1 protein-coding gene is annotated in these 532 nt (G+C 43.4%); it reads left to right on the top strand.

The genetic code is table 11. The annotated features are described in order from the left end of the window. Window positions 1-456, top strand: a 456-nt coding sequence (locus Q4575_RS19760) for an EF-Tu/IF-2/RF-3 family GTPase (RefSeq protein ID WP_303523947.1), incomplete at its 5' end; no start/stop codon positions are given. Between the last annotated feature and the right edge of the window lie 76 nt (window positions 457-532).

The raw sequence follows: 532 nt of genomic DNA, 5'->3' as shown, positions 1-532 counted from the left end.
GAAATCGTAGGTATCAAAGATACAACGACAACAACTTGTACAGGTGTTGAAATGTTCCGTAAATTGCTTGACGAAGGTCGTGCAGGTGAGAACATTGGTGCATTGTTACGTGGTACTAAGCGTGAAGACGTAGAACGTGGTCAAGTATTAGCGAAGCCTGGTTCAATCCAGCCTCACACTAAATTTGAATCAGAAGTATACGTATTATCAAAAGAAGAAGGCGGACGTCACACTCCATTCTTCAAAGGTTACCGTCCACAGTTCTACTTCCGTACAACTGACGTAACAGGTGCTGTTGAGCTTCCTGAAGGCGTAGAAATGGTAATGCCTGGTGATAACATCAAGATGGTTGTTGAGCTAATCGCACCAATCGCGATGGACGAAGGTCTACGTTTCGCAATCCGTGAAGGCGGACGTACTGTTGGTGCTGGTGTTGTAGCGTCAATCATTGCGTAATTTAAAGTCTCTTTAGAGAGAGTTTAAATCGAAAGAAGGTCACTTAGGTGGCCTTTTTTTATGGCTGAAATTTATG

The sequence above is a fragment of the Psychrosphaera sp. 1_MG-2023 genome (assembly GCF_030548245.1).
Taxonomy (GTDB): domain Bacteria; phylum Pseudomonadota; class Gammaproteobacteria; order Enterobacterales; family Alteromonadaceae; genus Psychrosphaera; species Psychrosphaera algicola.
The sequence above is the reverse complement of the archived record's forward strand: the minus strand, read 5'-3'. Positions and strand labels throughout refer to the sequence as shown.